General features: G+C 68.7%; 28 protein-coding genes. 6 read left to right on the forward strand and 22 right to left on the reverse strand.

The annotated features are described in order from the left end of the window. Window positions 1-14: 14 nt before the first annotated feature. The 7 genes from AC5Y4H_RS06155 to ruvC all read right to left on the reverse strand — a co-directional run bounded on the left by AC5Y4H_RS06155 (window position 15) and on the right by ruvC (window position 4547). A complete protein-coding gene (locus AC5Y4H_RS06155) occupies window positions 15-710 on the reverse strand; it encodes a hypothetical protein (RefSeq protein WP_499979438.1) in 696 nt (231 codons plus the stop codon). Between the two features lie 132 nt (window positions 711-842). Beyond that, complete coding sequence (locus AC5Y4H_RS06160; protein WP_499979439.1) at window positions 843-1226, reverse strand: DUF1304 domain-containing protein; 384 nt, start codon at window positions 1224-1226, stop codon at window positions 843-845. Between the two features lie 150 nt (window positions 1227-1376). Beyond that, window positions 1377-2099 (reverse strand): hypothetical protein, encoded by a 723-nt coding sequence (locus AC5Y4H_RS06165; RefSeq protein WP_499979440.1) that lies wholly within the window; start codon window positions 2097-2099, stop codon window positions 1377-1379. A 68-nt stretch (window positions 2100-2167) separates the two neighbouring features. Then, window positions 2168-2314 (reverse strand): hypothetical protein, encoded by a 147-nt coding sequence (locus tag AC5Y4H_RS06170; protein WP_499979443.1) that lies wholly within the window; start codon window positions 2312-2314, stop codon window positions 2168-2170. A 24-nt stretch (window positions 2315-2338) separates the two neighbouring features. Further along, window positions 2339-3382 carry a Holliday junction branch migration DNA helicase RuvB gene (gene ruvB / locus AC5Y4H_RS06175; protein WP_499979588.1) on the reverse strand — a complete coding sequence of 348 codons (1044 nt, stop codon included), beginning with the start codon at window positions 3380-3382 and terminating at the stop codon, window positions 2339-2341. Beyond that, window positions 3382-3984 carry a Holliday junction branch migration protein RuvA gene (gene ruvA / locus AC5Y4H_RS06180; RefSeq protein WP_499979447.1) on the reverse strand — a complete coding sequence of 201 codons (603 nt, stop codon included), beginning with the start codon at window positions 3982-3984 and terminating at the stop codon, window positions 3382-3384. The genes ruvB and ruvA overlap by 1 nt, the downstream gene beginning before the upstream one ends. Next, on the reverse strand, window positions 3981-4547 hold the full coding sequence (ruvC, locus tag AC5Y4H_RS06185) for a crossover junction endodeoxyribonuclease RuvC (protein WP_499979589.1): 567 nt from the start codon (window positions 4545-4547) through the stop codon (window positions 3981-3983). The genes ruvA and ruvC overlap by 4 nt, the downstream gene beginning before the upstream one ends. A gap of 170 nt (window positions 4548-4717) precedes the next feature. Between ruvC and AC5Y4H_RS06190 the strand changes: the two genes are divergently transcribed. From AC5Y4H_RS06190 to AC5Y4H_RS06210, 5 genes are read left to right on the forward strand one after another with little or no spacing between them, the layout of a single operon-like run. Then, entirely contained in the window at window positions 4718-5329 is a 612-nt protein-coding gene (locus tag AC5Y4H_RS06190; protein WP_499979450.1) for a DUF4178 domain-containing protein, read from the forward strand. Between the two features lie 17 nt (window positions 5330-5346). Next, the gene (locus AC5Y4H_RS06195) at window positions 5347-5853 is read left to right on the forward strand and encodes a DUF2617 family protein (protein ID WP_499979451.1); all 507 of its coding nucleotides are present in this window, start codon (window positions 5347-5349) and stop codon (window positions 5851-5853) included. Continuing rightward, a complete protein-coding gene (locus tag AC5Y4H_RS06200) occupies window positions 5850-6281 on the forward strand; it encodes a DUF4247 domain-containing protein (protein ID WP_499979453.1) in 432 nt (143 codons plus the stop codon). Before AC5Y4H_RS06195 ends, AC5Y4H_RS06200 begins: the two co-directional genes overlap by 4 nt. A 26-nt stretch (window positions 6282-6307) precedes the next feature. Next, complete coding sequence (locus AC5Y4H_RS06205) at window positions 6308-6763, forward strand: DUF350 domain-containing protein (protein ID WP_067350310.1); 456 nt, start codon at window positions 6308-6310, stop codon at window positions 6761-6763. Next, on the forward strand, window positions 6760-8337 hold the full coding sequence (locus tag AC5Y4H_RS06210; protein ID WP_499979455.1) for a polyamine aminopropyltransferase: 1578 nt from the start codon (window positions 6760-6762) through the stop codon (window positions 8335-8337). Before AC5Y4H_RS06205 ends, AC5Y4H_RS06210 begins: the two co-directional genes overlap by 4 nt. 57 nt (window positions 8338-8394) lie before the next feature. On the opposite strand, the gene AC5Y4H_RS06215 is transcribed toward AC5Y4H_RS06210, so the two are convergent. The 14 genes from AC5Y4H_RS06215 to AC5Y4H_RS06280 all read right to left on the reverse strand — a co-directional run bounded on the left by AC5Y4H_RS06215 (window position 8395) and on the right by AC5Y4H_RS06280 (window position 21813). Continuing rightward, on the reverse strand, window positions 8395-9150 hold the full coding sequence (locus tag AC5Y4H_RS06215; protein ID WP_499979457.1) for a YebC/PmpR family DNA-binding transcriptional regulator: 756 nt from the start codon (window positions 9148-9150) through the stop codon (window positions 8395-8397). Between the two features lie 150 nt (window positions 9151-9300). Continuing rightward, window positions 9301-9891, reverse strand: coding sequence for a pyridoxal 5'-phosphate synthase glutaminase subunit PdxT (pdxT, locus tag AC5Y4H_RS06220; protein ID WP_499979458.1), 591 nt, complete (start codon window positions 9889-9891; stop codon window positions 9301-9303). Next, window positions 9888-10733, reverse strand: a complete 846-nt coding sequence (gene tesB, locus AC5Y4H_RS06225) for an acyl-CoA thioesterase II (RefSeq protein WP_499979459.1) — start codon at window positions 10731-10733, stop codon at window positions 9888-9890. Before tesB ends, pdxT begins: the two co-directional genes overlap by 4 nt. A gap of 9 nt (window positions 10734-10742) precedes the next feature. Continuing rightward, window positions 10743-11648, reverse strand: a complete 906-nt coding sequence (pdxS, locus tag AC5Y4H_RS06230; protein WP_499979461.1) for a pyridoxal 5'-phosphate synthase lyase subunit PdxS — start codon at window positions 11646-11648, stop codon at window positions 10743-10745. Between the two features lie 69 nt (window positions 11649-11717). Beyond that, window positions 11718-12743, reverse strand: a complete 1026-nt coding sequence (locus tag AC5Y4H_RS06235) for an NUDIX hydrolase (RefSeq protein ID WP_499979464.1) — start codon at window positions 12741-12743, stop codon at window positions 11718-11720. Further along, window positions 12743-13867, reverse strand: a complete 1125-nt coding sequence (locus tag AC5Y4H_RS06240) for a glycosyltransferase family 4 protein (RefSeq protein WP_499979466.1) — start codon at window positions 13865-13867, stop codon at window positions 12743-12745. The genes AC5Y4H_RS06235 and AC5Y4H_RS06240 overlap by 1 nt, the downstream gene beginning before the upstream one ends. Then, on the reverse strand, window positions 13867-14820 hold the full coding sequence (locus AC5Y4H_RS06245) for a phosphatidylinositol mannoside acyltransferase (protein WP_499979594.1): 954 nt from the start codon (window positions 14818-14820) through the stop codon (window positions 13867-13869). The genes AC5Y4H_RS06240 and AC5Y4H_RS06245 overlap by 1 nt, the downstream gene beginning before the upstream one ends. Window positions 14821-14843: 23 nt before the next feature. After that, window positions 14844-15485, reverse strand: a complete 642-nt coding sequence (gene pgsA, locus AC5Y4H_RS06250) for a phosphatidylinositol phosphate synthase (protein WP_499979467.1) — start codon at window positions 15483-15485, stop codon at window positions 14844-14846. Next, window positions 15482-16057 (reverse strand): ATP adenylyltransferase, encoded by a 576-nt coding sequence (locus tag AC5Y4H_RS06255; protein ID WP_499979469.1) that lies wholly within the window; start codon window positions 16055-16057, stop codon window positions 15482-15484. The genes pgsA and AC5Y4H_RS06255 overlap by 4 nt, the downstream gene beginning before the upstream one ends. A 2-nt stretch (window positions 16058-16059) precedes the next feature. Beyond that, window positions 16060-18114 (reverse strand): threonine--tRNA ligase, encoded by a 2055-nt coding sequence (thrS, locus tag AC5Y4H_RS06260; protein ID WP_499979471.1) that lies wholly within the window; start codon window positions 18112-18114, stop codon window positions 16060-16062. Window positions 18115-18223: 109 nt separating this feature from the next. Next, entirely contained in the window at window positions 18224-19489 is a 1266-nt protein-coding gene (locus AC5Y4H_RS06265) for an amidohydrolase (RefSeq protein WP_499979473.1), read from the reverse strand. Beyond that, window positions 19479-20195, reverse strand: coding sequence for a trimeric intracellular cation channel family protein (locus tag AC5Y4H_RS06270; protein ID WP_499979475.1), 717 nt, complete (start codon window positions 20193-20195; stop codon window positions 19479-19481). The genes AC5Y4H_RS06265 and AC5Y4H_RS06270 overlap by 11 nt, the downstream gene beginning before the upstream one ends. A 34-nt stretch (window positions 20196-20229) precedes the next feature. Beyond that, entirely contained in the window at window positions 20230-20856 is a 627-nt protein-coding gene (locus tag AC5Y4H_RS06275; protein ID WP_499979477.1) for a PaaI family thioesterase, read from the reverse strand. A 36-nt stretch (window positions 20857-20892) separates the two neighbouring features. Further along, the gene (locus AC5Y4H_RS06280) at window positions 20893-21813 is read right to left on the reverse strand and encodes an aldo/keto reductase (protein ID WP_499979479.1); all 921 of its coding nucleotides are present in this window, start codon (window positions 21811-21813) and stop codon (window positions 20893-20895) included. Window positions 21814-21835: 22 nt separating this feature from the next. Here AC5Y4H_RS06280 and AC5Y4H_RS06285 point away from each other — a divergent pair, with 22 nt between their 5' ends. Continuing rightward, window positions 21836-22336: a DUF1990 domain-containing protein gene (locus tag AC5Y4H_RS06285; protein WP_499979483.1), complete on the forward strand. Its 501-nt coding sequence runs from the start codon at window positions 21836-21838 to the stop codon at window positions 22334-22336. A 3-nt stretch (window positions 22337-22339) separates the two neighbouring features. Here the strand turns inward: AC5Y4H_RS06285 and AC5Y4H_RS06290 are convergent, their stop codons facing one another. Beyond that, the gene (locus AC5Y4H_RS06290) at window positions 22340-22789 is read right to left on the reverse strand and encodes an Rv2617c family stress response/phage resistance protein (protein ID WP_499979486.1); all 450 of its coding nucleotides are present in this window, start codon (window positions 22787-22789) and stop codon (window positions 22340-22342) included. Window positions 22790-22798: the final 9 nt, after the last annotated feature.

Here is a 22798-nt window from a genome sequence, read left to right on the forward strand (position 1 = left end):
CTGTTTGCGCAGGGTTACTGCTGCGGGTGCGGCCAGCGCAGGTACGCGGCGTTACCGCCGGCCCCCGCAGCGGTCCGGTTGCGACGCCATCCCCGCTTGGGTGCGGCGTCGGCCGCGGATCGCGGCTTGGTCAGCGCGCCCGAGGAGACCTCGGCCGGTTCGTCGTAAGCCGAATCCCGGTAAGGCTCGATGGTCGGCACCGCTCCGGCGGAGTCGGCCGCCACCGGATGCACATCGCGGGCCAGCCGCATGGCGGTGCGGGCCAGCGCGACGCCACCCACGAAGACGATCAGCGCGCCCAGGCCCGAGAAGTACGTGACCTCGAGCACCGCACGTTTGCGGTCGGTCGCGGCGATCGGGTCACCGGCGGAGCCGATTCCCAGCAAAGGGGCGACCTGACCGCCTACGACGAACCAGGCACCGGCCAGCACGGCCAGCCAACCGCCCAGCATGGCGGCGGCACGGTTCCCGGCGACGATCAGCAATAGACCGCCCAGCACGGCCGCCGCTCCTGGGGCCACCTCGAGCCATCCCCGGGCCGTGCTCCATGCCCAGTCCCGGTCTGGTGTGTAGGCGAAATTGAAGTGCGGACCAACGAACGGTATTAACGCGCCCCAAGCGCCCAAAATGACCAGGAGCAATCCGCTGACCGCGCCGCGCGAGCGCGGCATACCCAGCCGGCGGGTATGGCCGTCTTCTGCGTATTTCATGACATCCCCTCGTTGAATACCGGGTCGGTTTCCGGCCTGGGGTGGTTACCCAGCGTCTTCCACTACTAACCCATGAGGCAGGCGAAAAGCCACTGCTGACCGTGGCTTTTGAGGCTGATGAGACTGGTGTTACTACTGAAGGCCGAGCAGCAGGAGCACGATGGCGATCGCCGGGAGGGTGCCCTGCGTCGCGGCGGCACGCGCCTTGTCGCGATCGGACGCGACCAGAACCGACGCGGCCGCCGCCATCGATCCGACGCCGGCGAAGACGAGCGACGCTCCAATGCCTCTGTGCCCCAAGGCCACTGCGATGATACCCACCACGGTGACGACCGCCAGGAAGAGGTTGTAGAACCCCTGGTTGAAGGCGAGCAGTCTGGTGGTTTCGGCTTCGGCCTCCGTGGTGCCGAAGGTGGCGCGGGTGCGCGGCGAGGTCCAGGTCAACGATTCCATCACAAAGATGTAGACGTGCAGCAACGCCGCCAATGCGGCGAACACCAACGCGGTGGCAATCATCGCTCCTCCTCGCTGGCCGGGGCCCGCGACGCGCGGCAGATTCCGCATCTCGGGCGCCGGTGAACTTTACCGACAGGCGCTCACCCAGGCCAGCCTGACGCGAACAGGCACCGGTAGCCGCGGCTACCGGTGCCTCCCGCCTCAGAGTCGCTAGGCGTCCGCGTGGTGGTGCCGACGGAACAGGCCGCCACCTTCGGTGCGCCGACGGAACAGGCCGCGCTCGCCGGAACGCCGACGCAATAACCCACCGCCGGTGCGCCCGCCGGGCGCCGGCTCGGCGGCCATGGCGTCCGTCCGCGCTGCCGCCGGGACGCGACCCTCGTCGTACATGGCCGGTTCGGCCGCGGGCACGGCCTCGCCTGCCACCGGCGCCGACTCGGCCGCCACGACGTCTCGTGCGTGGCGAACGGCCAGCCGCGCGACCGCGGCCCCGCCCAGGAACACGATCAGGGCGCCCAGGCCGGTGAAGTAGGTGACCTCGAGCAGTGCACGCTTGAGGTCCGTCGAAGCCATCGGCTGACCGAGGTCACCGATACCGAGCGTCGACGCGAACGCGCGGCCGACCACGAACCAGGCGCCGCCCGCGACCGCCAGCCAGCCGCCGAACACCGCGCTGGCCCGGTTACCGGACATGAGCACCAGCAAGCCGCCCACCGCGGCCGCCGCCCCGGGGAGGACCTCCAGCCAGCCTTTGGCCGTGGTCCACGTCCATGCCGGGTCGGCCATGTACGCCCAATCGATGTTCGGCCCGAAGAAGGGCACCAATGCACCCCACGCACCCAGAAGTATCAGAAGCAACCCCGTCAGCGCGCCGCGGGTACGTGGCATGTACAGCGCGCGAGGGCGGTCGTAGTCGTGGCTCGTGGTCCTCATCGGAACCTCCTTCGGACAGGTATGACTGCTGTGACGCTGGTTACCCGACGGTGCTGGGGTGTAACCGCTCACGCGATGTCCGAGTGTTTGCTGTGATCGCTGATGCGAGGCGCGGCGGGTGCGGCGCAGGCCTTGCGGGTTGCGCTGAGTGCGGGTTTGACCTGGCCGGAGGTCGCGTCGGCGGTGGCACCGGCCATGCCCGGCGCAAAGGTCACGATTTGGCCGCGATTGGCGGGCCGCTAGTCGAACAGACCGGCCTGGCCGAAGCCGGTGACGCCGGCAGGAGGGGTCATGCCGAGATGTGACCAGGCCTGGGCGGTGGCCACCCGGCCCCGCGGCGTCCGGGCGACCATGCCGGCGCGCACCAGGAACGGCTCGCAGACCTCCTCCACGGTCGCGGCCTCCTCGCCCACCGCCACCGCCAGCGTCGACACCCCGACCGGTCCGCCGCCGAAGCTGCGGGTCAGCGCCGAAAGCACCGCCCGGTCCAGCCGGTCCAGCCCCAGCTCGTCGACGTCGTAGACGGCCAGCGCTGACTTGGCGACGTCGCGGGTGATCACGCCGTCGGCGCGAACCTCGGCGAAGTCGCGGACCCGGCGCAACAACCGGTTGGCGATCCGCGGTGTCCCGCGTGAGCGCCGGGCGATCTCCTCGGCTGCGTCGCCGCCGAGTTCGATGCCCAGGATCCCGGCGGAGCGGGCCAGCACCCGCTCCAGCTCGGAGGGCTCGTAGAAGTCCATGTGCGCGGTGAAACCGAACCGATCCCGCAGCGGGCCGGTCAGCGCGCCGGACCGGGTGGTCGCGCCGACCAGGGTGAACGGCGCCAGCTCCAGCGGAATCGACGTCGCCCCGGGACCCTTGCCGACCACCACGTCGACGCGGAAATCCTCCATGGCGAGGTACAGCATCTCCTCGGCGGGCCGGGCGATGCGGTGGATCTCGTCGATGAACAGCACGTCGTGCTCGACCAGGTTGGACAGCATCGCCGCCAGGTCACCGGCGCGTTCCAGCGCCGGCCCCGACGTCATCCGCAGCGAGGACCCGAGCTCGCCCGCGATGATCATCGCCAGTGACGTCTTGCCCAGCCCCGGCGGACCGGACAACAGGATGTGATCCGGTGTGCCGCCGCGGTTTTTGGCGCCTTCGAGGACGAGCTGTAGCTGCTCTCGCACCCGCGGCTGGCCGATGAACTCGCGCAGCGAACGCGGACGCAGGCTGACGTCGATGTCGCCCTCGCCCACGGTCAGCGCCGGCGAAACCTCGCGTTCCTCGTCGTCGTCCATCATCGGGACTTACCCAGCATCGACAGGGCGGCGCGCAGGGCGGCCGTCGTGGTGGCGTCGTGGTCGGCGGCCAGCACCTTGTCGGTGGCTTCCTCGGCCTGCTTGACGGCGAAACCTAGGCCGACCAGGGCCTCCACCACCGGCCCGCGGATCGCGTGGCCGTTGAGGCCCGCGACCGGGGATGCTCCTCCGGTCGCGAAGCCGGCACCGACCTTGTCGCGCAACTCCAAAACCATCCGTTCGGCGCTGCGCTTGCCGATTCCCGGCACCCGGGTCAGCGCGGTGACGTCGCTGTCGTGCAGCGCCTGGCGCAGCGCCCCGGCGTCGTGTACGGCCAAGGTCGCCATCGCGAGCCGCGGACCGACCCCGGACACCGACAGCAGCGTCAGGAACAGATCGCGGGTGTCGCTGTCGGCGAAGCCGTACAGCGTCATCGAGTCCTCGCGGACGATCATCGCGGTGATCAGCCGCGCCTCGGTCCCGGACCGCAGCGTGGCGAGCGTCGACGGGGTCGCGTTCACCCGGTAGCCGACGCCGGCGGCCTCGATCACCACATGATCGAGCGCCACCTCGATGACCTCGCCGCGCACCGAGGCGATCATCTCGCCGCCTTCAGCTTGGCATCCAGCGTGGCCTTGTATTTCCGTCGCTGCTCGGCGGCCATCGCCTCCGCCGCGGCCATCCGGGCGATCATCGGCGCGCGCCAGCAATGACAAATGGCCAGCGCCAGCGCGTCGGCGGCGTCGGCCGGTGTCGGTTTGGCTTGCAGCGCAAGGATTCTGGTGACCATCGCGGTGACTTGCAGCTTATCGGCCGCGCCGTTGCCGGTGACCGCGGCCTTGACCTCGCTGGGGGTGTGGAAGTGCACGTCGATGCCGCGTTTGGCCGCGGCCAGCGCGACGACCCCGCCGGCCTGCGCGGTGCCCATCACCGTCGACACGTTGAGTTGGGAGAACACCCGCTCGATCGCCACGACGTCCGGCTGGTGGGTGGCCAGCCAATGCTCGACGGCATCGCTGATCGTCAGCAGCCGCTCGGCGAGCGGCGCGTCGGAGGGCGTGCGCACCACGTCGACATCGAGCGCGACTACCGTGCGCCCGCGCCCGGTTTCGACGACCGACAGACCGCATCGGGTCAGGCCGGGATCGACGCCCATCACCCGCATTCCCGCTCCCACCTAGTAGAACAACCGTTCGATACCCTAGCGGCCACCGGCGACGGGTCTGGGTAGGACACGCGGCGCTTCCCGGGGCAACGTTACGTCGCCGAACCCGCCGAAAAGCTGTTAGCTTTAGCCCACGTTCGCTCGAGCAGCGTGGCAACGGAGGGGTTGGCATGGGATCTGTGCTGGTCATTATTGCCGTGGTGCTCTTCATCGCCTCCATCGTGGTGCTGGTGGTGGCTTTGCGGCGACCCAAGCAACCGGCCCAGCGGGGCGGGCGGCAGGACCCGCTCTCCTCCGACGCGATGCCGCAGTTCGGGCCGCGCCAACTCGGCCCCGGTGCCGTCGTCAGCTACGGCGGGATCGACTACATCGTGCGAGGTTCGGTCACCTTCCGCGAAGGGCCCTTTGTGTGGTGGGAGCACCTGCTGGAGGGCGGCGAGCAGCCGCTCTGGTTCAGTGTCGAAGAGGACGACGGCCGCCTGGAACTGGCGATGTGGGTCACCCGCAAGGATGTGTCCCTGCGGCCCGGCGACCAATACGTCGTCGACGGCGTGACGTTCCATGAATCCGAACGCGGCCGCGCCTCCTACACGACCGAAGGCACCACCGGCCTGCCGGCCGGGGGCGAGATGGAGTTCGTGGACTGCGCCAACGCCGACGAGTCGGCGCTGCTCTCGTTCGAGCGCTGGGCCCCGGACATGCCCTGGGAGGTATCGACGGGCAAGTCCGTCTCGCCGGGCGAAATCACGGTGTATTCGGCACCCCCACCCAGCGCGGCCTAGGGCAAGAGGTCTTCGCGGTGCCCCTTCATCAGCTCGCCGTGACTCCGGCCGACGTATCCGGGGAAAGGCTGGGACTCGCGCTCAACGCGCCCGTGCCCGCGCCCCTGGCCAGCTGCCGCCTGGCCCACCCCACCGGTGGTGCCACGCTCCTGCTGGGCGTTCTCGGCGCGTCACATGTGGTCGCGGTCGAGCACGCGTTTTCCGAGGAGATCTCTTGCACGGCACGCAATCTCGGGGCCGACCTACCCGAGCGCACCGACGCGCCCGGCTACAGCCTGCAGTCGCATACCGACACCCACGACGAGTCGAGCTTTCGCCGGCTCGCGCGGGACCTGCGCGGCCGTTGCGCCCACCGGGCGGGCTGGCTCGGCGGCATCTTCCCCGGCGATGACGCGGCGCTGACGGTGCTGGCCGCCGAACCCGACGGCGCCGGCTGGCGCTGGCGGACCTGGCACCTCTATCCGGGCCGCCTTGCGGGCGGCGGCGGAACGGTGGTCCACACGGCCAGCCGGTGGCGCCCGTGAGCCGCAACCGTCTGTTCGTGGTCGCCGGTGTGCTCGGCGCGGCCGCCGTGGCGTGTCTGATCTTCGGAATCATCCTGCTGCAGAAGAACATTGCCTCGTACGTGGCCGGTCATTATCACGAGTACGCCCGCGACGCGAACGGCACTCGATACCAGTGCACCGGTTCGCCCGAACAGGTCGCCGACGCGCTCGCCGACTATGCCCAACCCGACGCGCGGGCCGACAACGGCAAGACCGAGTACCTGCGCTACAGCAACAACATCGTGATCGTCGGCCCCGACGGCGGTTACCCGTGCAGTATCCGCGTCGAACCGCTGAGCGCCGGATACAGCCACGGCGCCTTCATCTTCCTGGGCCCCGGATTTTCCCCTGGATCCCCCTCGGGCGGCGCCGGAGGCACCCCCGGCGGCCCCGGCGGAATCAAGTGACTCCCACCATCGCAAAGGAGAGCACCATGTACCTCGCCGTCGAGATCGGCACCGTCGACCTCAATCCCGTGCTGAAAGGCGCGGTCGCGACGATCCTGTACTTCGTCGTCGGCATGGCCGTGCTTCTCATCGGGTTCTACGCGGTCGACGTGCTGACCCCGGGGAAGTTGCGCCAGTTGGTTTTCATCGACCGCCGCCCCAACGCCGTGGTGGTGGCGGGCGCGATGTACATCGCCCTGACCGTCGTCATCATCACCGCCATCGCCAACAGCTATAGCCAGCTGGGCCAGGGACTCCTGGGCGTGGCGGTGTACGGGCTGATGGGCGTGATCCTGCTGGGGATAGCGCTGCTGGCGATGCACTTGCTGATACCGGGCAGCTTCCACGAGCACATCGACGAGCCGGAGCTGCATCCGGGATCGTTCGCCGTGGCGCTGATCCTGCTCGCGGTGGGAGGGGTGACCGCCGCGGCGGTGTCATGAGCGCTGTCGATGTGCGGCCGCCCGAGGCGGCGCCGTCCGCGGGGCCCTCGGGTCGGTGGCGGGCGCTGCTGCTGGCCGCCGTCGCGGCGTGCGCGGCGTGCGGCATCATCTACGAACTCGCGCTGCTGACGCTGTCGGCCAGTCTCGACGGCGGCGGGATCGTCGCCACTTCCCTGATCGTCGCGGGCTACATCGCCGCGCTCGGCGTCGGTGCCCTGCTGGTCAAGCCGCTGCTGGCGCACGCCGCGATCACCTTCATCGCCGTCGAGGCACTGCTGGGCATCATCGGTGGCCTGTCGGCGGCGGCGCTGTACGTGGTGTTCGCGTTCGTGGACGGGTCGACGTGGGTGCTCGCGCTCAGCACGGCGCTCATCGGCGCCCTGGTGGGTGCCGAGGTGCCGCTGTTGATGACGCTGCTGCACAGCGGTCGGCTCGCCGGTGCGGCCGACGCCGGGCGGACGCTGGCCAACCTCAACGCCGCCGACTACCTGGGCGCGTTGCTGGGCGGGCTGGTCTGGCCGTTCTTGTTGCTGCCGCAGTTGGGGATGATTCGCGGCGCGGCGGCCACCGGCATGATCAACCTGGCGGCGGCCGCCGTCGTGGCGATTTTCCTGTTACGACAAGTGGTTTCGGCGCGGCAGCTGATGCTGGCACTGTGCGCGCTGGCCGCCGCCGCGGGGCTGCTCTCCACCCTGCTGCTGCGGTCGGCCGACATCGAAACGACAAGCAGGCAAAGGCTTTACGCCGACCCGATCATCGCCTACCGGCACACGGCCTATCAGGAGATCGTGGTAACCCGCCGCGGCAACGACACCCGGCTGTATCTCAACGGCGGGCTGCAGTTCTCCACCCGCGACGAGTACCGCTACACCGAGAGCCTCGTCTACCCGGCCCTCGGCGGGGTTTCCCAAGGCGCCCATTCGGTGCTGGTGCTGGGCGGCGGAGACGGCCTGGCGGCGCGCGAATTGCTGCGCCAGCCGGGCGTTTCCAGGATCGTGCAGGTCGAGCTCGACCCCGCGGTGATCGACGTCGCACGCACCACGCTGCGCGCCGCCAACGGCGGCTCGCTGGACAACCCGCGGGTGGCCGTGCTGACCGAGGACGCAATGAACTGGTTGCGCGGGCCGAACGTGGACCGCTTCGACGCGGTGATCGTCGACCTTCCCGACCCCGACACGCCCGTGCTGGGCCGGTTGTACTCCACGGAGTTCTACACGCTGGTCGCCCGCGCGCTGGCTCCCGGTGGGCTGATGGTGGTGCAGGCGGGCAGCCCCTTCTCCACCCCGACGGCATATTGGCGCACGGTTTCGACGATCCGGGCGGCCGGCTACGCGGTCACGCCGTATCACGTGCACGTGCCGACGTTCGGTGACTGGGGGTTCGCCCTGGCGCAGCGCGCCGAGGCCGCGCCCGCGCCGAAGGTGCCCACCGATGCGCCGCCGCTGCGTTACCTCAACCAGCAGGTGCTCGACGCCGCGGGCGTCTTCTCCGGCGACATCGGGCCGAGGCCGGTGGAGCCGTCGACCCTGGAGAACCCCCGCATCGTCGAGGACATGCGGCACGGGTACGACTAGTTCTGATGCTGCCGACCCGCCGCGCCGGCGCCGGCGCCGCGCTTGCGATCGACACTCCTACTCCTCGTCGAGGGCGGCGAGCACCTCGTCGGACAGGTCGACGTTGGTCCAGACGTTCTGCACGTCGTCGCTGTCCTCCAGCGCGTCGACCAGCTTGAACACCTTGCGCGCGCCCTCGACGTCGACCGGCACGCTGACCGACGGCTGGAAGCTGGCCTCGGCCGATTCGTAGTCGATGCCGGCGTTCTGTAGCGCGGTACGCACCGCCACCAAGTCGGTCGGCTCCGAGATGACCTCGAAGCTCTCACCGAGGTCGTTGACGTCCTCGGCGCCGGCGTCCAGCACGGCGGTCAGCACATCGTCTTCGGTGAGTCCGTTCTTTTCCAGCGTGACGACGCCCTTGCGGGTGAACAGGTAAGACACCGAGCCGGGATCGGCCATGTTGCCGCCGTTGCGGGTCACCGCCACCCGGACCTCGCCGGCCGCGCGGTTGCGGTTGTCGGTGAGGCACTCGATCAGCACCGCCACGCCGTTGGGTCCGTAACCCTCGTACATGATGGTCTGGTAGTCGGCACCGCCGGCTTCCTCGCCAGCGCCTCGCTTGCGGGCGCGTTCGATGTTGTCGTTGGGCACCGACGTCTTCTTCGCCTTCTGGATGGCGTCGTAGAGCGTCGGGTTGCCCGCCGGGTCGCCACCGCCGGTTCGCGCGGCGACCTCAATGTTCTTGATCAGCCGGGCGAATTCCTTGCCGCGGCGCGCGTCTTTGACGGCCTTCTGGTGCTTGGTGGTGGCCCACTTGGAATGGCCGCTCATTGCTGTCCTATCTGAATGTCCTCTTGTTTTTGTGGCCAGACGAGTCTACGTGGGCGGTCGGGATGAATTGCCCGGCCGCTACCCGGCCGTCTCAGCGGCCCCACGAGTCACCGCACGACAGGGATGCGGCGTCCAGCCCACCATCGACCGTCAGCCGGTGACGAGGTCGACGAACAGGTGGTGGATGCGCCGGTCACCGGTCATCTCGGGGTGAAACGCCGTGGCCAGCTTGCGGCCCTGCTTCACCGCGACGACGTGGCCGGCCGCGCTGGCCAGCACCTCGACTTCGGCGCCGGCGCGCTCGACCCAGGGGGCGCGGATGAATACCGCACGCACCGGATCGCTCAGCCCCGCGAACGGGATGGCACCCTCGAACGAATCGACCTGACGCCCAAAAGCGTTGCGCCGCACCGTCATATCGATTGCACGTAGCGGCAGCGCCTCACGCCCGCCCGCGCCGGCGTCGAGGATCTCGCTGGCCAGCAGGATCATCCCGGCGCACGCGCCATAGGCGGGCAACCCCTCGGCGAGCAAGCCCCGCAACGGCTCCAGGAGCCCGAGGTCGAGAAGAAGGTGGCTCATGGTGGTCGATTCCCCACCCGGGATGACCAGCCCGTCCACCGCCTCCAGCTCGCCGCGCCGGCGCACCGGCATCGACTCGGCTCCCGCCTCGCGCAGGGCTGCCAGGTGCTCGCGGGTGTCGCCCTGCAGCGCCAGGACTCCGATGCGCGGGGCGCTCACTGGTTGGTCGGCTGGTACCCGCGCTTGAAGCGGGTCAGCCCCTCCTGCATGACCGCCGCGACCATCTCGCCGGACTGCGTGAAGATCTTGCCCTGGCACAGCGAACGTCCGCCGCTGGCCGACGGCGAACTCTGGTCGTACAGCAGCCACTCGTCCGCCCGGAACGCCCGCATGAACCACATCGCGTGGTCGAGCGACGCCACCTGCAGGTGCTCCCGCACGTCGAGATGGGTGACCTGCGCCGATCCCAGCAGCGTCAGGTCGCTCATGTAGGCCAGCGCGCAGATGTGCAGGACCGGATCGTCCGGCAACGGGTCGCGGTGGCGGAACCACACCTGCTGTTGGGAGGCCTTGCCCGGCAACAGGTGCAGGCGCTCGCGCGGCACGATGCAGACGTCCCACTCCTCGAACTGCTTGAACCCGGCGTCGTCGAAGACCTTGATCGAGTTCAGCCCCGGCAGGCCGTCCGGGGGCGGCGCGGCCGGCATGGCGTCCTGGTGATGGATGCCTTCCTGGTCGGTGTGGAAGGAGGCGCCCATGCTGAAGATGATCTCCCCGTGCTGGATGGCGTTCACCCGTCGTGTGGCGAACGAGCCGCCGTCGCGGGAGCGCTCGACGATGAAGACCGTGCGCGCTAAAGCGTCCCCGGGGCGCAGAAAATACCCGTGCAGCGAGTGCACCTGATAGCGCGGGTCGACGGTCCGCACCGCTGACACCAGCGACTGGCCGGCCACATGGCCCCCGAAAGTGCGCTGCAGGAATCCCGACTCTGGGCTGAAGATGCTGCCACGGTAGATGTTGACCTCGAGCTGCTCGAGATCGAGGATCTCTTCGATCGCCACGGACTGTTTTTACCAGCCGCGTTCGGCCAGCCGATGGGGCTCCGCGATCTGCTCGACGTTGATGCCGACCATCGCCTCGCCCAGCCCGCGCGACACCTTGGCGAGCACGTCGGGATCGTCGTAGAACGTGGTGGCCTTCACGATCGCGGCCGCGCGCGCGGCGGGATCGCCGGACTTGAAGATGCCCGAACCCACGAACACGCCCTCCGCACCGAGCTGCATCATCATCGCCGCATCGGCCGGGGTGGCGATGCCGCCCGCGGTGAACAGGGTGACCGGCAGCTTGCCCGCCCGGGCCACCTCGACGACGAGGTCATAGGGCGCCTGCAATTCCTTTGCGGCGACGTACAACTCGTCTTCCGACAACGATGTAAGGCGACGGATCTCGCCCCCGATCGCCCGCATGTGCGTGGTCGCGTTGGAGACGTCGCCGGTGCCGGCTTCGCCCTTGGACCGGATCATGGCCGCGCCCTCGCTGATGCGCCGCAGCGCTTCTCCGAGGTTGGTCGCCCCGCACACGAACGGCACGGTGAACTTCCACTTGTCGATGTGGTGGGTGTAGTCCGCGGGGGTGAGCACCTCGGACTCGTCGACGTAGTCGACGCCGAGACTCTGCAGGATCTGCGCCTCGACGAAGTGGCCGATACGGGCCTTGGCCATCACCGGGATGGTCACGGCGGCGATGATGCCCTCGATCATGTCCGGGTCGCTCATCCGCGACACCCCGCCCTGCGCGCGGATGTCGGCGGGCACCCGTTCCAGCGCCATGACGGCGACGGCGCCGGCGGCCTCGGCGATCTTGGCCTGCTCTGGGGTGACGACGTCCATGATGACGCCGCCCTTGAGCATCTCCGCCATGCCGCGCTTGACGCGCGCCGTTCCGGTTCGCCCGTTGCTCGGGTGGGCGGTACTCACTGCATGATCTCCTTCAACCGTTGTCGACCCAGTCTAATGAGGCGGTTTGGCCCGCGTTCACTCGCGGAGTCAGCGGATGGACAGCAACGGCCCGGGGGCGCGGCCGCCGGCGAGCGCGGCCGCGTCGGTGAGCAGTCCGGATAGTTGCATGGGGTACACGGTCTCCCCCGCGGCGACCAGCGCAGCGATGTCAGCAGCGTCACACCAGCGGTGGCCGTGGATGTAGCTGCGTTCCAGCTCGGTTCGGCCCGTGCGCGACGGCTCGAACCGATGGGTGCGGTAGACGAAGTAGAACTCCTCGCTGTCGATCAGCGAGCCGTTGAACTCGAAGACCTCGTCGCGCCGCCACACCGGGCCGACCATCTCCGCGGGCGCGACCCGCAGACCGGTCTCCTCGGCCAGCTCCCGCGCGGCGGCCTCGGCCAGCCGCTCCCCTTGCTGCACCTCGCCGCCCACGGTGAACCACCACTTCGGCGCGTGGAGGCGAGCAAGCGCGGGATCCGACCCGCACAGCAGCAACACCGCGCCGGTGTCGTCGAGCAGCACGACGCGCGCCGAGGTGCGGTGGTTGAGGACGCCGTGATCGCCGTGGGCCAGGGCGTGTGGCCGCTCGACGATCTCGAAATAGGTGGGCAGCGCGGCGGTCCCACCGAGGCGGAACAGCCGCACCAACCGCCGTTCGGCCAGGGCCAGGGTGTCGCGGACGGCGTCGTTATGGAAGCGACGGGCCAGCACCACCCGGGCCTCGGCATCGGCCAGCTCGGCGATCAGACCGGCCGGCAGCGATGCCGGATCGACGACGGCGAGCGCGGCCGACAGCTCGTTCTCGGCGTTTTCCCGCGCGGGCCGGGGCGCCCCCTCCGCGGCGTCGGCCAGCGCCGCCAGCCGCCGCCCTTCGGAGGCACCGCCGTAGGCGTCGATGGCGACGGCGCGCGACACCACCGCGCGCCGTGCCAATGCTCCGTCGAGCGCCTGCCACGACAGGTCGTAGCGGACGTGCAGGCGATCCAGCCTGTTCGCGGTCCGGTATGCCCAGACGCCGAATATTGCCAGCACCGCGACGACTACCGCGATGGCGACAATCAGCCATGTCATCAACTGGCCACCTCAACCTTGGCGCCTGACGCGGCGACCGTCTCGTAAACCCGCATGATCTGGCTGGCCACCACCGACCAGTCGTAGCGCTGGACAGCTGCCGAACCGGCCGTCACATACCGTTCCCGCAGCACATCATCCTCCAGCACCGCGATCAGCGCATCGGCAAGCGCGTCACCGTCGCCGACGGGTACCAGGCATCCCACGTCACCGTTGCCCAGCACGCGACGGAAGGCGTCCAGATCGCTCGCCACCACCGGGGTGCCGGCGGCCAGCGCCTCGACCAGGACGATGCCGAAACTCTCCCCGCCGAGGTTGGGCGCGCAATACACGTCGGCGCTGCGCATGGCCGACGCTTTCCCCGCGTCGTCGACCTGGCCGAGAAGACGGACGTGCTCCACCAGTTCGCCTGCCTGGGCGCGCAATTGGTCTTCGTCGCCGCGCCCGACGACCAGTAGCTGCACGTCGGGAAACCGCTCGACCAGCGCCGGCAGCGCTTCGAGCAGCACGGCCATGCCCTTGCGGGGCTCGTCGTAGCGGCCCAGGAACAGCACCGTCTTGCCCGGGCGCGGGTAGCCGTCCAGGTGCGGGGCCGAGGCGAACGAGGCGACGTCGACGCCATTGGGGATCTCCACCGCGTCGGTGCCCAGGGCCTCCATCTGCCAGCGGCGGGCCAGATCGGAGACCGCGATCCGGCCGACGATCTTCTCGTGCATCGGGCGCAGGATGCCCTGAAACACCGTCAGCGTCAGCGATTTGGTGGTGGACGTGTGAAATGTGGCGACGATCGGGCCCTCGGCGATGTTGAGGGCCAACATGGACAGGCTCGGCGCGTTGGGTTCGTGCAGATGCAGCACGTCGAAATCGCCTTCGGCGAGCCACTTTTTCACCTTGCGGTGGGTGGCCGGCCCGAACCGCAGCCGGGCCACCGACCCGTTGTACGGGATCGGGACGGCCTTGCCCGCCGAGACGACGTAGTCGGGCAGCTCGGCGTGCGGCGAGGACGGCGCGAGCACGCTGACGTCATGGCCGCGGGCGCGCATCACCTCGGCCAGCTGCAGGACGTGCGACTGCACCCCGCCGGGAACGTCGAACGAGTAGGGACAGACCATCCCGATTCGCATCAGGTTTCCTTCAGCCGGGCCTGCTTGGCTTCGGGGAGGTCGGCGAGCCACTGCGGCTGCATCATGTGCCAGTCCTCGGGACGGGCGGCGATGTTCTTGGCGAAATGATCGGCCAACACCTGGGTGATGGCGCCGACGTCACCACTGGTGCAATCCAGCGACGACTGTATATCGACGCCCCAGCCCCGGTCCTCGAACCAGCAGTGCGCCGGCAGCAGGGCCGCGCCGGTCGCGATGGCGAGCTTCGCCGGCCCCGCGGGCATCCGGGTGGGTTCGCCGAAGAAGTCGACCTGGACACCGGTGCGGGTCAGGTCGCGCTCGGCCATCAGGCACACCACCCGGTTGGCCCGCAGCCGATCGCACAACACGTCGAACGCCGGCCGTTCTCCCCCGGACAGGGGCAGCACCTCGAAGCCGAGGCCTTCGCGGTAGGCGATGAAGCGCCGGTACAGCGACTCGGGTTTGAGGCGCTCGGCGACGGTGGTGAAGGTGCCGTGTGTCTGCGCCAGCCACACCCCCGCCATGTCCCAGTTACCGCTGTGCGGCAACGCGATCACGGCGCCGCGGCCGCTGGCCAGCGCCGCCTCGATGTTCTCTGACCCCAGGACCGAGTCGTGCAGCTCGCGGCCCAGCACGCCCAGGTCCATGCCCGGCAGGCGGAACGCCTCGCGCCAGTAGCGGGCATAGGAGGCCAGCGAGGCCCGCATCAGCGAGTCCGGCACATCCGCGGGTGGCACCCCGATCACGCGGGCCAGGTTCTTGCGCAGCTGGCCGGGACCGCCGCCGCGGGCGGCGTAACGTGCCCCGGCCGCAAAGGCGTTGCGCGCGGCGAACTCCGGCATCGCACGCACCGCCATCCAGCCCGACGCGTACGCCCAGTCGGCACCCACCCTGCCCGTGACACGGCCCGCCATGCGGCCTGCCAGCTGGCGAAGGGGTTGTGCCCCAATCATTTTCATGCCCGGCGGACTGGGAATCATGGCTCGCTCACCAGCCTGTCGGTCGCACCCGGGGAGGTGCGCACCGTGTGCAACCGCTGCGCGCAGGTGACCAGGCTCGCCACCGCCAGCACCCACATCGCCACGGGCAACGCCCACGGCAGCGGATACACCGGAAGGTCGGACACGCCCGCGCCGACGAGCACGATGATCAGCCGTTCCGGCCGCTCGATCAGCCCGCCGTCGCCGCGCAGCCCGCTGGCTTCGGCGCGGGCCTTGATGTAGGAGATCACCTGCGAGGTGACCAGGCAGATGAGCGTGGCCACCGCCAGCAGCTTGTCGTGCAGGCCGAAGACGATCCACCACAGCAGCCCGCAGAACACCGCGCCGTCGCTGACCCGGTCACAGGTGGCGTCCAGCACGGCGCCGAATCTGGTGCCGCCGCCGCGTTCCCGGGCCATCGCCCCGTCGAGCATGTCGAACAGGACGAAGAACCAGACCACCAGCGTGCCGGCGAACAACTTGCCCATCGGAAACAGGGTCAGCGCCCCGGCCACCGCGACGATGGTGCCCAGGATCGTGACGACGTCGGGGGTCAAGCCCACCCGGAGGCACGCCCTCGCGGTCGGGGTGGTCAGCCGCGCGAACGCCGCCCGCGACAGGAACGGCATCTTGCTCATGGTTGTTTTGTCCACTCCGTGGCCAGCAGCTGGCGCGTCTCGCGCAGCAACTGCGGTATCACCTTCGACCCGCCGACGATGGTGATGAAGTTCGCGTCGCCACCCCAGCGCGGCACCACGTGCACGTGCAGGTGCTCGGCCAGTGACCCGCCGGCCGATGTCCCGAGGTTCAGGCCGACGTTGAAACCGTGCGGCCGCGAGACGTTCTTGATTACGCGAATCGCCTTCTGAATGAAGGACATCAGCTCCGCGCTTTCCGGGTCGGTCAGGTCCTCGAGCTCGGAGACCCGCCGGTAGGGCACCACCATCAGGTGTCCGGGGTTATAGGGGTACAGGTTGAGCACGGCGTAGACGAGCTCGCCGCGTGCGACCACCAAACCGTCCTCGTCGGCGAGGTGCGGAATGTCGGTGAACGGCTGCTCGGTTTTGCCGTTGTCGCGCTTCAGCGGCGCTTCGGCCAGGTAGGTCATCCGGTACGGCGTCCACAACCGCTGCAGGTGATCTTGCTCGCCGACACCCCTGTCCAGGATGGCGTCGTCGGCACCCCGCTCGGCGGGTTCGCGATCACTCACGGTCACTCACCACTTGACACTTTCACGAGTTCGGCTGTGGGCACGGAGTTCTCGCGGTCGGCGATCCACTTCACGATCGCATCGACCGCGCTGTCGCGGGGCACGCCGTTGATCTGCGTGCGGTCACCGAAGCGGAAGCTGACCGCGCCGGCCTGCACGTCGCGGTCACCGGCCAGCAACATGAACGGCACCCGCTGGGCGGTGTGGTGCACGATCTTTTTGGCCATCCGGTCATCACTGGTGTCGACCTCCACCCGCACTCCATGCGATTTAAGCTGTGCGGCAACGCTTTCCAGGTATCCGACGTGTTCATCGGCGACCGGTATGCCCACCGCCTGCACCGGCGCCAGCCACGCCGGAAACGCCCCCGCATAGTGCTCGGTGAGAATGCCGAAAAACCGCTCGATCGAGCCGAAGAGCGCCCGGTGAATCAGCACCGGCCGCTGCCGCGACCCGTCGGACGCGGTGTATTCCAGCTCGAATCGGTCCGGCATGTTGAAGTCGAGCTGAATCGTCGACATCTGCCAGCTGCGGCCCAACGCGTCCTTGACCTGCACCGAGATTTTCGGCCCATAGAACGCCGCCCCGCCGGGGTCGGGAACGAAATGCAACCCGGAAGCCTCGGCGACCTCCCGCAGGACTTCGGTGGCCGCGTCCCACATCTCGTCGGAGCCCGAGTACTTCTCCGGGTCTTTGGTGGACAGCTCCAGGTAGAAGTCGTTGAGGCCGTAGTCGGCCAGCAGGTCCAGGACGAAGCGCAACAGCGAGGTCAGCTCGTCGCGCATCTGCTCTCGCGTGCAGTAGATGTGGGCGTCGTCCTGGGTCATGCCGCGCACCCGGGTCAGCCCGTGCACGACGCCCGACTTCTCGTAGCGGTACACGCTGCCGAACTCGAAGAGCCGCAACGGAAGTTCGCGATACGAGCGACCGCGCGATCGAAAGATGAGGTGGTGCATCGGGCAGTTCATCGGCTTGAGGTAGTAGTCCTGCCCGGGCTTGCGCACCGTGCCGTCCGCATTGAACTCCGCGTCGAGGTGCATCGGCGGGTACATGCCGTCGGCGTACCACTGAAGGTGGCCCGACGTGATGTAGAGCTGCTCTTTGGTGATGTGCGGGGTGTTGACGAACTCGTACCCGGCCTCGATGTGCTTGCGCCGCGAGTACTCCTCCAGCTCGCGACGAATGATGCCGCCCTTGGGATGGAAAACCGCAAGGCCCGAACCGATTTCGTCGGGGAAGCTGAACAGATCCAGCTCGCTGCCCAGCTTGCGATGGTCGCGGCGCTGCGCCTCTTCGATCAGCTCGAGGTAGGCGTCCAGCGCCTCCTGCGACTCCCAGGCGGTGCCGTAGATGCGTTGCAGGCTGGCGTTGCTCTGGTCGCCGCGCCAATAGGCGGCCGAGCTGCGGGTGAGCTTGAACGCCGGGATGTGCTTGGTGGTCGGGATGTGCGGGCCGCGGCACAGGTCGCCCCAAACCCGTTCCCGGGTACGGGGATTGAGATTGTCGTAGGCGGTGAGCTCGTCCCCGCCGATTTCCATGATGTCGGGGTCGCCGGACTTGTCGTCGACGAGCTCGAGCTTGTAGGGCTCGTCGGCCAGCTCGGCCCGCGCCGCGTCCTTGGACTCGTACACGCGCCGGTCGAAAAGTTGTCCCTCCTTGACGATCTGGCGCATCCGCTTTTCCAGCTTCGCCAAATCCTCCGGCGTGAACGGCTCCGTCACGTCGAAGTCGTAGTAGAACCCGTCGGTGATCGGCGGCCCGATGCCCAGTTTGGCGTGCGGGAACAGCTCCTGGACGGCCTGGGCCAGCACGTGCGCGGCCGAATGCCGGATGACGCTGCGGCCCTCGTCGGTGTTGGCCGCCACGGGGACCACGTCGGCGTCGCTGTCGGGCGTCCAACTCAAATCGCGCAGCTTTCCCGAATCATCGCGCACCACCACGACGGCGTCGGGCGTGCCCCGCCTCGGCAGCCCCGCCTCACCGACCGCGGCCGCCGCGGTGGTCCCGGCAGGCACCCGGATCGGGGCTTGCGGATTGGGCTCTGCGGCGGCGGTCATTGCGGCGGTCTCCAAGGCTCGATGGGTCGACGACCATGCTATCCGGGCGGTCTTTAGACAAGCAGGGCCGTCAACCAGCCGCGAAAAATCGAGGATCGTCGGGCGGATCCTAGGATCTTGCCAACCAGGCGAGCGCCGCGATCGTCAGCGCTTGAGTGCCGGTGTCAAGGGTGGGTTGGATGACCGGGGCGAACGTCGGGGCGTGGTTGACGGGGATATCCGCGGCCAGGCGGCCAGCTGAGTCGGCTTGTCGATAGCTGTCAGCATCGATTCCGCCGACGCCCCAATAGCTGTACGGAACACCGAGCGCGTCGGGAATGTCGCTGAAATCCTCGCTCGCGGTCTGCAGCGGAAGATCTCGTGCCCGATCACCGAAGAAGTTGTCGAACGCCGCGCGCACGCGCTCGGTGACCGTTGGATCGTTCTCGGTTGCCGGGAAATGCTCGAAGAGCTCGAAGTCGGGCTGCGCGGGGGACCCAGATGCCTCGCATTCGGCGGTGACGATCCGGCGGATCGCATCGAGGGCCCTGTCCCTGCTCTGCTCACTGTAGGTCCGCAGATTCAGTTCCAAGACGGCACGGTCGCCGATGATGTTGCTCTTGGCTCCCGACTCGACCCTGCCGATCGTCAACACCACGGGTTCAGTGGGTGCGACCTCGCGGGAGACCACGGTCTGCAGTCGGATCACGATCATGGCGGCAAGCACCACGGGATCGACGGTCGCTTGCGGCATCGATCCGTGTCCACCACGGCCATACACAGTGATCCGCATGCTGTCGGCACTCGCAAGGACAGGACCCGATCGCGTGCAGACTTGGCCGGCAGGAAACGGAAGGACGTGCTGCGCCAGGGCGGCGTCGACGTGGCCAACGAGCTCAGCGAGTCCGTCGGCCACCATCCGTCGTGCGCCATCGCCGAGTTCCTCGGCGGGCTGAAACAACGCGACCATGGTGCCCTGCCAGTGCGCCTGCGCGTCAGCGAGCAGCGCAGCGGCACCGAGCAGACAGGTCACATGGACGTCGTGTCCGCAGGCGTGCATCACCGGGACTTGGTTGCCGGACGTATCGGTGGTGGTGACGCGGCTGGCGTACGGGAGGCCAGTGGCTTCCCGCACAGGCAGCGCATCCATATCGGCGCGAAGCATCACGGTCGGACCGTCGCCGTTGCGCAAGATCCCGACGACTCCGGTGCCGCCGACGCCCTCGTGTACGTCGTAGCCGAAGCCCCGTAACCGATGGGCCACCGCTGCCGCAGTCTTGTGTTCTTGGTGCGACAGTTCCGGATGCTGATGGAGGTCGCGGTAGAACTTCTCCTGCCAAACCCGGACATCGGGCAGGTTCTCGAGCACCAGCGCTGAAGGCATCTCAGAGGTCATCGTTCACCTCCTTGGGGTTGTGGGTCTTGTGTATCACCGGCCGGGATCGACGCCCTGAGAAAAACCTGGCGGGCGACCATGCGTCGGCGGCGGGCAACATCCAACCGCGCCGCTGGGCCAGCCAGCACAATGCCGCCCCGGTCAGCGCTGCCACCAATAACCCTGGCGTGGGGCGGTTCTGAGAATCAAAGAGCACCACCACACCACTCGCAGCCAGCGCGCATGTGGCGTAAAGCGTGTTGCCGCCGAAGATTCCGGGCACCCGCCGCATCACGATGTCGCGCGCCGCGCCGCCGCCCACCGCCGAGATCGTTCCCAGCAGCAGCGCGGCCAACCAGCCGAGCCCCAACGCGAGCGTCTTGTGGGCGCCTGTCGCGGCCCAGCATCCCAGCGCCAGCGCGTCCACGATCGGCCATACCCAATTCCACACTCGGCCATCGACACGGAACACGAACGCTATCGCCGCTCCCGCCAGTGCGGTCAGCAGATAGGCGTAATCGGTGAGAGCAACCGGAGCGCCGTGCTGCAGCAGGGTGTCGCGGATGATGCCGCCGCCCAGGCCCGACAGCACTGCGAGCGCGGCGAAACCGACGGCATCCAATTCTTCCCTGCGGGCGACAACTCCACCCAACAGCGCGTTGCCGAACACGCCGGTCAGGTCCACTGCACGGAACAAGTCCGTCATCGTCAGCTCTACGATCGCCACCCGACCGGGGTACCCGCTCGGGGGCCGACCGCGCTCAGGGCTGGCCAGGTTTGAGCCGTACGAACAGCGCGTCGGCTTCGGTCAGCAACTGGTCGCCGTCGGTGAGGCGGCCCGATACGAAGATCTTGCGCCCGTCCACCCGGTCGATGCCCGCGTCGAACTGCAGTTCCTTTTCCACCGGAACGATGTGCCGGTAGTCGATCTTGAGATATGCGGTGCGTTGCCGCGGGTTGCCGGTGAGCACCGAGGCCGACAGCCCGAGGATGGAGTCGAACAACATGCCCAGCGCGCCGCCGTGCACCGCGCCGTTGCGTCCCAGATGGAACCGGGCGAAACGGGCCTGGCCATGGATCCTGCCGTCCGGGCCCTTGTGTGCCGACATCGGGATCGTCAGGATGTTGCCGCGCATCGGCAGGTCCATCCGCCGGCCCGACGGCGACGCCCATTCGTCGGCGTCGAACGGCGCCAGCAGCTCCGACGCCTTCTCCAACAAGTCAGCGGCCTCGCTGATCACCTCGTCGGGCGCGTCGGCGGCCCGGGCGTGGTCCTGCAACGAGCGCACGGCGTCGATGAACCTGCCGTAGTCGGGCCCGCCCTTGGTCGTCGGCTCCGGCGGGTTGAATCCGCCGCCGGGGTGTCGCTGGTGTTCGGCCACCACCACACCGTATTGCCCGGCGGACGGGCCTTCGCGCGGTGGTCAGACCGGCTGCTGCGCCCCGGCGGCCGACAACGTCTCGAACTCGTCGTCGGACAGCTCGATCTGAGCGGCGGCGACGTTCTCCTCCAGGTGCCCGACCTTGGACGTGCCCGGGATCGGCACCATCACCGGCGAGCGTTTCAGCAGCCACGCCAGCGCCAACTGGGAGGGTGACGCGCCGTGGTCGGCGGCGATGCGCTGCAGCGGGCCGTCGGGGGCGGCCAGCGGCCCGGCGGCCAGCGGAAACCACGGGATGAACCCGATGCCCTGTTTGGTCGCTTCGTCCAGCAGCGGCTCGGCGGCACGGGCGGTCAGGTTGTACATGTTCTGCACCGACACGATCTCGGTGACACGCAGGGACGTGTTCAGCTGATCGACATCGACCTCGGACAGGCCGATGTGCCGGATCTTGCCTTCGTTCTTCAGCGTGAGCAGCTCGCCCACCTGGTCCTCGAGCGGGAAGTTCGAGTCGATGCGGTGCAGCTGGAACAGGTCGATGGTGTCCACGCCCAGTCGGCGCAAGCTCATCTCGCATTCCTGACGCAGGTAGCTCGGATTGCCCAGCGGAATCCAGACATCCGGGCCGGTGCGCAGCAGCCCCGCCTTGGTGGCGATCACCAGACCGTCGTAGGGATGCAGCGCCTCGCGAATGATCTCCTCGGAGAAGTAGGGGCCGTAGGAGTCCGCGGTGTCGATGAAATTCACCCCGAGCTCGACGGCCCGGCGCAACACACGGACGCATTCGCCGCGGTCGTCGGGCGGACCCCACACGCCCTTCGCCGTCAGGCGCATGGCGCCGAAGCCGAGCCGGTTAACGGTCAGGTCGCCGCCGAAGGTGAATGTTCCGGATGCCCCTGCAACAGTTTTCGAGTTTTCTGCGGTCACATCTACCGACCGTACGCGCCGAATGCGGCGGCGCATCTCGGCGTGGCAAGCTGAGGACGTGGACCTGCGAGCGCTCGAGGAACTCCCCCTGACCTACGCAGAAGTGGGTGCGACGGCGTCTGGCGAACTCCCGGCCGGATACGACCATCAGCATGCCGAGCGCCAAATCGGCACGGGCGAGCAGCGTTTCGAGCAAGCGGCGGCGGCGGTCATGCGCTGGGGCATGCAGCGCGGGTCCGGGTTGAGGGTGCAGGCCAGCTCCGAAGTCGCCGTCGTCGACGCGGTGGTTGTCGTGAAGATGGGCTTTCTGCCTGCGCCCTGCCGCGTCGTCTACGTCGTCGACGAGCCCGACATCCGTGGCTTCGGCTACGGCACCCTGCCGGGCCACCCCGAGTCCGGCGAGGAACGGTTCGTGGTGCGTCGCGACCCGGTCACCTCGGCGGTGTACGCGGAGGTGTCGGCCTTCTCCCGGCCCGCGACCTGGTGGAGCAAGGCCGGCGGGCCGGTGGTGAAGCTGGGCCAGCGCCTCATCGCCAGGCGCTACCTTCGCGCGGTCTGATCGCTAACGCGCCGCGACGCCGACGGTGCCGCGGTGCACGCCCTGCGCCAGTCGGGCCAGCGCCACCGCGCCGACGAACAATCCGAAGTCGCGCAGCGCGACGTCGTAGAAGCCGGGCCCGGTGACCAGGTCGACGATGATGCCGATCAGCCATGCCGCGACCACCCAGGCGCCCAGCCTCGGGGCCACCGCCACCAGCACCCCGGCCACGATCTCGATGATGCCCACCAGGTACATGCACTGGTCGGCCGTCCCCGGCACCAGATCGTCGATCCATCCGGCCAGGTACATGCTCCAGTGGTGCGGGTGGGTCAGCAGGTTGAAGAACTTGTCGAGCCCCATCACGATCGGCGCGATCGTGAAGACCGCGCGAAGCGCGAGGTACGCCGAGTACGCGGGGTCTCTCAGCTGGTCGGCGAGGGCCGGCGTCGCGCTGACTTGTGCTGTGCTCATGGCTGCCTC

It is taken from the genome of Mycobacterium sp. NGS58 (assembly GCF_059812385.1).

What these genes read in the sequence shown, in the direction of transcription:
- AC5Y4H_RS06155 (WP_499979438.1), bottom strand. Translation starts at nt 710, where the DNA reads ATGAAATACGCAGAAGACGGCCATACCCGCCGGCTGGGTATGCCGCGC.
- AC5Y4H_RS06160 (WP_499979439.1), bottom strand. Translation starts at nt 1,226, where the DNA reads ATGATTGCCACCGCGTTGGTGTTCGCCGCATTGGCGGCGTTGCTGCAC.
- AC5Y4H_RS06165 (WP_499979440.1), bottom strand. Translation starts at nt 2,099, where the DNA reads ATGAGGACCACGAGCCACGACTACGACCGCCCTCGCGCGCTGTACATG.
- ruvB (WP_499979588.1), bottom strand. Translation starts at nt 3,382, where the DNA reads ATGGACGACGACGAGGAACGCGAGGTTTCGCCGGCGCTGACCGTGGGC.
- ruvA (WP_499979447.1), bottom strand. Translation starts at nt 3,984, where the DNA reads ATGATCGCCTCGGTGCGCGGCGAGGTCATCGAGGTGGCGCTCGATCAT.
- ruvC (WP_499979589.1), bottom strand. Translation starts at nt 4,547, where the DNA reads ATGCGGGTGATGGGCGTCGATCCCGGCCTGACCCGATGCGGTCTGTCG.
- AC5Y4H_RS06190 (WP_499979450.1), top strand. Translation starts at nt 4,718, where the DNA reads ATGGGATCTGTGCTGGTCATTATTGCCGTGGTGCTCTTCATCGCCTCC.
- AC5Y4H_RS06205 (WP_067350310.1), top strand. Translation starts at nt 6,308, where the DNA reads ATGTACCTCGCCGTCGAGATCGGCACCGTCGACCTCAATCCCGTGCTG.
- AC5Y4H_RS06210 (WP_499979455.1), top strand. Translation starts at nt 6,760, where the DNA reads ATGAGCGCTGTCGATGTGCGGCCGCCCGAGGCGGCGCCGTCCGCGGGG.
- AC5Y4H_RS06215 (WP_499979457.1), bottom strand. Translation starts at nt 9,150, where the DNA reads ATGAGCGGCCATTCCAAGTGGGCCACCACCAAGCACCAGAAGGCCGTC.
- AC5Y4H_RS06235 (WP_499979464.1), bottom strand. Translation starts at nt 12,743, where the DNA reads ATGACATGGCTGATTGTCGCCATCGCGGTAGTCGTCGCGGTGCTGGCA.
- AC5Y4H_RS06240 (WP_499979466.1), bottom strand. Translation starts at nt 13,867, where the DNA reads ATGCGAATCGGGATGGTCTGTCCCTACTCGTTCGACGTTCCCGGCGGG.
- AC5Y4H_RS06245 (WP_499979594.1), bottom strand. Translation starts at nt 14,820, where the DNA reads ATGATTGGGGCACAACCCCTTCGCCAGCTGGCAGGCCGCATGGCGGGC.
- pgsA (WP_499979467.1), bottom strand. Translation starts at nt 15,485, where the DNA reads ATGAGCAAGATGCCGTTCCTGTCGCGGGCGGCGTTCGCGCGGCTGACC.
- thrS (WP_499979471.1), bottom strand. Translation starts at nt 18,114, where the DNA reads ATGACCGCCGCCGCAGAGCCCAATCCGCAAGCCCCGATCCGGGTGCCT.
- AC5Y4H_RS06265 (WP_499979473.1), bottom strand. Translation starts at nt 19,489, where the DNA reads ATGACCTCTGAGATGCCTTCAGCGCTGGTGCTCGAGAACCTGCCCGAT.
- AC5Y4H_RS06280 (WP_499979479.1), bottom strand. Translation starts at nt 21,813, where the DNA reads ATGCGCCGCCGCATTCGGCGCGTACGGTCGGTAGATGTGACCGCAGAA.
- AC5Y4H_RS06290 (WP_499979486.1), bottom strand. Translation starts at nt 22,789, where the DNA reads ATGAGCACAGCACAAGTCAGCGCGACGCCGGCCCTCGCCGACCAGCTG.